This is a genomic window from Schnuerera sp., assembly GCF_035459645.1.
Taxonomy (GTDB): Bacteria; Bacillota; Clostridia; order Tissierellales; family Tepidimicrobiaceae; genus Schnuerera.
The window spans coordinates 1-7,190 of sequence record NZ_DATHXO010000300.1; the positions used below are offsets into that span (position 1 = coordinate 1).

General features: G+C 29.0%; 10 protein-coding genes. 7 read left to right on the forward strand and 3 right to left on the reverse strand.

The window, feature by feature from the left end; all coding sequences use genetic code 11:
• Positions 1–553 (reverse strand): biosynthetic peptidoglycan transglycosylase (locus VK998_RS07015; RefSeq protein WP_325226931.1); only part of this gene is annotated, 553 nt, incomplete at its 3' end.
• 162 nt (positions 554–715) lie between these two features.
• Here VK998_RS07015 and yunB point away from each other — a divergent pair.
• From yunB to VK998_RS07035, 4 genes are all read left to right on the forward strand, one after another.
• Positions 716–1,369: a sporulation protein YunB gene (gene yunB / locus VK998_RS07020; protein WP_325226934.1), complete on the forward strand. Its 654-nt coding sequence runs from the start codon at positions 716–718 to the stop codon at positions 1,367–1,369.
• A gap of 68 nt (positions 1,370–1,437) precedes the next feature.
• Entirely contained in the window at positions 1,438–2,709 is a 1,272-nt protein-coding gene (hflX, locus tag VK998_RS07025; protein ID WP_325226937.1) for a GTPase HflX, read from the forward strand.
• A gap of 108 nt (positions 2,710–2,817) precedes the next feature.
• Positions 2,818–3,258 (forward strand): NUDIX hydrolase, encoded by a 441-nt coding sequence (locus VK998_RS07030; protein ID WP_325226939.1) that lies wholly within the window; start codon positions 2,818–2,820, stop codon positions 3,256–3,258.
• Positions 3,259–3,351: 93 nt separating this feature from the next.
• Positions 3,352–3,999 (forward strand): YigZ family protein, encoded by a 648-nt coding sequence (locus VK998_RS07035; protein WP_325226942.1) that lies wholly within the window; start codon positions 3,352–3,354, stop codon positions 3,997–3,999.
• A gap of 49 nt (positions 4,000–4,048) precedes the next feature.
• Here VK998_RS07035 and VK998_RS07040 read toward each other — a convergent pair whose 3' ends face one another.
• Positions 4,049–4,396, reverse strand: a complete 348-nt coding sequence (locus VK998_RS07040; RefSeq protein ID WP_325226944.1) for a TSUP family transporter — start codon at positions 4,394–4,396, stop codon at positions 4,049–4,051.
• Entirely contained in the window at positions 4,396–4,752 is a 357-nt protein-coding gene (locus VK998_RS07045; RefSeq protein WP_325226945.1) for a sulfite exporter TauE/SafE family protein, read from the reverse strand. Before VK998_RS07045 ends, VK998_RS07040 begins: the two co-directional genes overlap by 1 nt.
• A 114-nt stretch (positions 4,753–4,866) precedes the next feature.
• On the opposite strand from VK998_RS07045, the gene nadE reads away from it, so the two are divergent.
• The 3 genes from nadE to VK998_RS07060 form a co-directional block, all read left to right on the forward strand.
• Positions 4,867–5,592, forward strand: coding sequence for an NAD(+) synthase (nadE, locus tag VK998_RS07050; protein WP_325226947.1), 726 nt, complete (start codon positions 4,867–4,869; stop codon positions 5,590–5,592).
• A gap of 62 nt (positions 5,593–5,654) precedes the next feature.
• Positions 5,655–6,410, forward strand: coding sequence for a YebC/PmpR family DNA-binding transcriptional regulator (locus VK998_RS07055; protein ID WP_325226953.1), 756 nt, complete (start codon positions 5,655–5,657; stop codon positions 6,408–6,410).
• 115 nt (positions 6,411–6,525) lie between these two features.
• Positions 6,526–7,190 (forward strand): tyrosine-type recombinase/integrase (locus VK998_RS07060; protein ID WP_325226950.1); only part of this gene is annotated, 665 nt, incomplete at its 3' end.

Below are 7,190 nucleotides of genomic sequence, written 5' to 3' on the forward strand. Positions count from 1 at the left end.
AAATTCTGTTTAAATATCCTTCTAAAATTTGGTCTTTTGTTAATGCTTTTTCAATTTGCAAAGCTAAGTAAGCTTCTTTTATTTTTCTATCAAATTTTTTCTCAGTAGTAAGATAAAGATTTTTAGCCAACTGTTGAGTTATGGTACTGGCTCCCCTAACAATATGACCAGCTTTAATATTATCAATAGCGGATTTAATTATTCCTTTAGGGTCTACACCTATATGATCTTCAAAGCGTTCATCCTCAATTGCAATAAAGGCATCTTTCAAATGTTTAGGCATTTGATTTATACTTACTATAGTTCTATATTCTCCGGAATCCATTTGAATTTTTTCCATTACATTTCCATTTTGATCAAGTATAAAGGATGTTTGGTTTAATAAAGAGCTAATATTTGTTGGATTAATTTTAGGCGCATCTTTGGCAATGGCAATAACTATGCCACTAATTGCACCTACTGCTACAACAGCTAGTAAAAACAATACTAGAACTAAAATTTTAAGTCTTTTTTTCCATTTAGGCTTTGATTTTTTCTTATTGTCTTCTGACATCAAAATACCTCCTTAGTTTAAAAAGGTAATAAACAAATCAATTATATCATACAAATATGAGAATGTTAACAAAATGAATTATGAAAATATATTGACTAGTTTTTTAAATTATTATCTTTTACTTATATATTATACATATATTATATACTAGGAGGGATTTTTGTGAAATATTATCTTTATATATTAAAAAGAAAAAGGTTAGTATTGTGGCTTATAGCCTTATTATTAGTAGGATTATATATATATAAATATATAGATAAGAATATTGTACCTACTGTAGTAGCTATTTCTCAAATAAGGGCTAGAGCTATTACTAGTGAGGCTATAAATGCTACCATAAAGAATAAAATCAAAAGAGATATAAATTATAATGATTTAATATTTGTAAAATACGACAACGAAGGAAAAGTAACTTTGATGCAGGCAAATACAATTTTAATGAATAATATAGCTGCAGAAGTTGCATTGGAGGTCCAAGAGCAATTAAAAATGATTTCTGAATCCGTTATCAAAGTACCTCTAAGAAATGCTTTTGATACGCAGCTTATAAATTTACCAAGTGTTAGGATAAAAATTATTCCTCAAGGTGCAGTATCTGTAGATTTTGCAACAGAATTTGAATCAACAGGCATTAACCAAACAAGACATAGAATCTATATTATCGTTGTTACGGATATTAAAATGATAGTCCCTTTAGAATCAGAAAACATGAGGATTACAACCAATATTCCAATTGCTGAAACTATAATAGTTGGAGATGTACCAGAGCAATATGTTAATATTCCAAAAGAAGGACTTTTTAATATAGTTAAATAATGGTATAATAAAATTAGAGAAGTTTTATTATGTGAGCTTGAAAGGGTGATAAATTGGTTAATACCACTATGAAAAAGGAAAGAATCTTAATAGTAGGGGTTGAATTATCTACAGATACAATAAACATAGATAATTCTATGGATGAATTAGAAGAACTTGTAAATGCTGCAATGGGTAAAGTAATTGAAAGGATTGTACAGAGGAGAGATTCCATAGATCCGGCATATTTTATTGGAAGAGGAAAGGCTAAAGAAATTAAAAACTTTTGCGAAGAATTAGATATAGATACGGTAGTATTTAACGATGAGTTATCTGGTGCTCAACTTAGAAATTTAGAAAAAATCATTGATATTAAAATTATAGATAGAACAAATTTAATATTAGACATATTTGCAAATAGGGCAAGTTCCAAAGAAGGGAAATTACAGGTGAAATTAGCTCAACTTAAATATAGATTACCAAGGTTAGTAGGATTTAGAGACTATCTATCTAGAGAAGGCGGAGGTATTGGAACTAGAGGACCTGGAGAACAAAAACTTGAAACAGATAGGCGCCATATATTAAGAGAAATAACAAATATTGAGAAAGCATTAAAAGAAGCAGAAAAGACAAGAGATATGAAAAGAAAAAAAAGAAAAGATTCAAACCTTCCTATAGTAGCATTGGTAGGATATACAAATGCAGGGAAGTCTACATTATTGAACAAAATAATCAATATGAATGAAGAGCAAAATGAGTCGAAGCAGGTATTTGTATATGATATGCTTTTTGCTACATTAGATACCTCTTTGAGAAGAGGGAAACTACCAAATGGGCAGGTGTTCTTAATAACTGATACTGTTGGTTTTGTAAGTAAACTTCCTACCCATTTAATAGAAGCTTTTAAAGGAACATTAGAGGAAGTTAGATTTGCAGATTTAATTATTCATGTGGTAGATGGTTCTAATGAAGACTTAGACATACAGATTCAAACGACTATGGAAATTTTAAAGGAATTGAAAGTACTAGATAAACCAATAATTACAGTATTTAACAAGATGGATAAAGTAAATAAAGATAATTTATTATTTGATAGCAAATATATAGATGATAAGATTTTTATCTCTAGCAGAAATGGAACTAATTTAGAACAACTTTTACAATTGATACAGGATAAGCTGCCTATAAAATATAAAGATGTGGTATTGAGGATACCTTACAATAATCAGCATTTAGTCAATTATTTTTTGGAAAATTACAATATAGATAATATAGAATACAAAGAAGAGGGGACAGAAATTAAATTGAATATTAACTTAACAGATTATGTAAACTATAAAGAATACATTATTGAAATTTAATTAATTCTTTATTTAAAGTCAGATTATTTTAAAATTAAAAAATATTAATTGAATAATTGATGTTTTTTGGGTATGATAATAGTAAGATAAAAAAGGAGGCTGATTTCTATGATTGTAAGAAATTGTGCAGGTGGCGTGGTCTTTAGCGGAGATAAAGTTTTGATTATGAAAAATGAAAAAAATGAATGGGTGTTACCTAAAGGGAAAATTCGTAACGATTCTCTTCCAACCGAAACTGCCATTAGGCGTGTTAAGTATGAAACGGGTGTAGATGCTAATATCGTTTCTACTGCTGGAGAGACTAGTTACGAATTTTTTTCTTTATCCAGAAAACAAGCAGTATGTAATATTATAATCTGGTATGTAATGGAATCTATAGGTAACCATTATAATATAAACCATGATGAAGGTTTTAAAGATGGTGGATTTTATCCAGTAGATAAAGCAGTTGAAATGATTACTTACAGTCAAGATAAGTCCTTAGTAAGTCTATCCTACAAAAAATATTTAGAATTTAAAGATTATGAAATTAATCAAATTTATGCTTAAAGGATGAGAAGAAGCAGACTTTATCTAATAAAGTCTGCTTCTTTTTTGTGTTATAATAGTATAGACCCAAGATTTTATGGAAGGAGAATGAATATGGACAATATTTATAGGACTATACATAGATACGGAGAGGACGAAATAATAATAAATAAGTCAAGATTTATTGGATATGCAATGCCTATAGAATCTGAAGATGAAGCTATAGATTTTATTGAGAAGATAAAAACTAAACATAGAGATGCAACCCATAATGTATATGCTTATGTTTTAGGAGAAGATAGCAATGTTCAACGTTTCAGTGATGATGGTGAACCTTCCGGCACAGCGGGTATACCTACTTTAGAAGTTATAAAAAAGGAAGACCTTAGAAATGTAGTGGTGGTGGTTACAAGATATTTTGGAGGGATAAAGTTAGGAGCTGGAGGTTTAATAAGGGCCTATACTAAAGGCGCAAAGATTGGATTAGAAGCAGGAGTAATAGTCGAGAATACCCTTCATTATAGATTGAAGGTCAGAATAGATTATACACTCTATGGAATAATTGAAAACTATTTGATGACTAAAGATTATTTAATAGATGACATAGTATATGATGATGCTGTTAACATTTATGTATATATTAATTTTTCAGAAGTGGATTACTTTAAGAAAACTATCACTGATTTAACTAGTGGAAATGGAATTATTGAATATATAGATCAAGAATATATATCTATGAAAAATGGGAAAAGGATAAAATAATTTAATAAATATAAATATTGACTTGGAAAAGAAATAGGAGGTAAAGAGCCTATTTCTTTTTAAAAAATTCAAATATTCCAATGAGCAAAAGAAAGAATCCAAAATATTTTCTAAGGGAAATTGGGTTTATTTTAACTGCAAGAATAGAACCGACAATTGCTCCTCCAACACCTCCAATTATTATATATTTAGCATGTTTGAAATCAATATTTTTTTCTTTGCTATGGATAACTAAAGCTACAATAGCAACAGGAATGAATACTATTAGATTTATTCCTTGGGCTTCTTGTTGTTTTAATGAACTGAAGAAGACCAATGAAGGGATTAAAATAGCGCCTCCTCCAATTCCCATGCCACTGATTATGCCAGATAAAAGTCCAATTATAAACAGTTTCATTATATTATCATCCTTATTGCAGTATAAATAATAACACTACCAAATATTTTTCTAAGTATTGGAATAGGAACTTTATTAAGAAGTTTTGCACCTATAATACTGCCTACAACACCACCTAAAGCAATTATCAGTGAAATATCTAATTTTATTATATTGTTTTTGAAATAAACAAATGAACTGATTATAGATAAAGGCAGTATTATAGAAATAGCCGTTGCGTGGGCTTTATAATCTTCTATTCCAAGTAAAAATACTAGAGCAGGCACTACAATAGTTCCGCCACCAGAACCAAATAATCCATTGATCAAACCAGTTACTAGGCCTATTCCAATCAACTTAATAGGTTTTGAATGCATAATTAACTCCTTTATGATATAATTAATTAGGTTAAATATCTATCGTTATTAATTATTAATTTTACCATAATCACATAACTTATACTCAAAAGTATGAATCTTGGAGGTATTAGGATGAAAAACGTTGAAAAAACTTGTGATGAACTAGTTAGTTGGTTGAGATATAAAGTTAAAGAAGCTGGTGGAAAGGGTTTAGTATTCGGATTAAGCGGAGGAATTGATTCGGCGGTAGTAGCAGGACTTGCAAAAAAAGCATTTCCAAAGAATTCATTAGGCGTAATTATGCCTTGTCATAGTGAACCAATAGACAAGGAACATGGTATTTTGGTTGCAGATAGTCTGGATTTGCAAACTGAAATAGTAGATCTGACTAGGACCTATGATCAGCTTATTCAATCTATTAATTTAAAAAATACAAATAAATTAGCTATGGCTAATATCAAACCTAGATTAAGGATGACAACATTATATTATTTTGCACAAAGTTATAATTATTTAGTTACTGGTTCAAGTAATAAAAGTGAATTTACCATTGGCTATTTTACTAAACATGGTGATAGTGGTGTGGATTTATTACCACTTGCCTCTTTCATAAAAAAAGACATCTGGGAAATGGCCAAATATTTAAAGATACCAAAGATAATAATAGAAAAACCACCTACAGCTGGTTTGTGGGAAAATCAAACCGATGAGGAGGAGATGGGTTTTGGATACGATATTTTAGATAATTATATTTTGAATAATACTGGACCTGAAGAATTGGTGGAGAAAATAAAAAAAATGAATAGAATAAGTCAACATAAAAGAGCTTTTCCACCTATTTTTAAGCCAAAAGAATAACAAAGATATTGTTTAATATAAGTTAAAATATATTAGGAATAATGAAGGATGGTGAAGTAAAAATGGCAGGACATTCTAAATGGAATAATATAAAAAACAAAAAAGGCAAGGAAGATGCTAAAAGAGCTAAAGAATTTACAAAGCTAGGTAGATATATAATGGTAGCTGCAAAAGAAGGTGGAGCAGACCCAGAATATAATCCAGCATTAAAAGCTGCTATTGAAAAGGCTAAAGCTAGCAATATGCCTAATGATAATATTGAAAGAGCTATTAAAAAGGGAAGTGGAGAATTAGGAGCAGATAATTATGAAGATATTATCTATGAAGGATATGGACCAGGTGGAATAGCAGTGTTTGTATCCTGTTTAACAGATAATAGAAATAGAACTGCTTCAGAAGTAAGACATGCTTTTGACAAATTTGGTGGAAATTTAGGACAATCAGGTTGTGTATCTTTTATGTTCAATAGAAAAGGACTTTTGGCAATAGAAAAAAAAGATAATATAGATGAAGAAGAATTAATGCTTCAATCAATAGATTTAGGTGCAGAAGATTTTAGCAGTGATGAAGATGGTTATGAAATAATAACTAATGTTGAAGATTTCAACCAAATACGTGATTCATTAAGCGATAGTGGCTACGAATTTGCAGTAGCTGAATTGGCCTTCTTACCTCAAAATACAACAGAGTTAAATAATGAGAAAGATGTTAAAAATATGATAAAACTAATAGAACTTTTAGAAGATAATGATGATGTGCAGGACATCTACCACAATTGGGAAATTCCTGATGATTTAGAATTAGAATATTTAAGATAGTTATATACAGTATTATATGAGTTACGACAAATAATAAAAGTAAAATATTGGCTTGAATGATGATATATAATCGCCCTTCATTTTGTATAAAAAACATTATGGAGGGTGATTTTTTATGTTTTTAGAAATTGAAGATTATTTGTTTGATTGTCAAGTTAGGGGGTTGGCAGGTAGTACACTAAAAAACTACAGAAATCATTTAATTAGGTTTGAAAAATATGTGAGGGAGCAAAAAATTGATAATGTAAAAGATATTAAACCTCTACACATTAAAAAATTTCTTAAACTTAAACAAGATGAAGGTTGTACAAATAAATATTGTAATGGGATTTACAAGGTATGTAATCAATTCTTTAATTATTGTGTTGAGAATGAATATATTATACAAAATCCAATGCAGAATATTAAAAAAGCAAGAGAAGAAAAAAAGGTAATAGAAGTATTTACAGATGAAGAAGTGCATAGATTAATCAATTATTATGATTATAGCGATTATCTTAATGCAAGAAATAAAGCAATTGTCAATATGATGTTTGATACTGGAATTAGGACATCAGAATTAATAAATATTACTAATGATGATATTCAAACAGATAGAATTAAAATTTTTGGTAAAGGTTCTAAAGAAAGATTTGTTGCATTATCAGTAGAGCTTAAAAAAGTATGTAGAAGATATGAAAGAATTAAGGACAATTACTTTTACAAAAAAGATATTCCAGATAATTATTTTCTATCTAGGACAGGAAGAAAATTAACAGTAGAAACTATAGAACGTATATT

Bases quoted from the DNA above. Each gene is read 5' to 3' on its own strand.
- VK998_RS07030 (WP_325226939.1), top strand. From the start codon at position 2,818: ATGATTGTAAGAAATTGTGCAGGTGGCGTGGTCTTTAGCGGAGATAAA.
- VK998_RS07035 (WP_325226942.1), top strand. From the start codon at position 3,352: ATGGACAATATTTATAGGACTATACATAGATACGGAGAGGACGAAATA.
- VK998_RS07040 (WP_325226944.1), bottom strand. From the start codon at position 4,396: ATGAAACTGTTTATAATTGGACTTTTATCTGGCATAATCAGTGGCATG.
- nadE (WP_325226947.1), top strand. From the start codon at position 4,867: ATGAAAAACGTTGAAAAAACTTGTGATGAACTAGTTAGTTGGTTGAGA.
- hflX (WP_325226937.1), top strand. From the start codon at position 1,438: ATGAAAAAGGAAAGAATCTTAATAGTAGGGGTTGAATTATCTACAGAT.
- VK998_RS07045 (WP_325226945.1), bottom strand. From the start codon at position 4,752: ATGCATTCAAAACCTATTAAGTTGATTGGAATAGGCCTAGTAACTGGT.
- VK998_RS07055 (WP_325226953.1), top strand. From the start codon at position 5,655: ATGGCAGGACATTCTAAATGGAATAATATAAAAAACAAAAAAGGCAAG.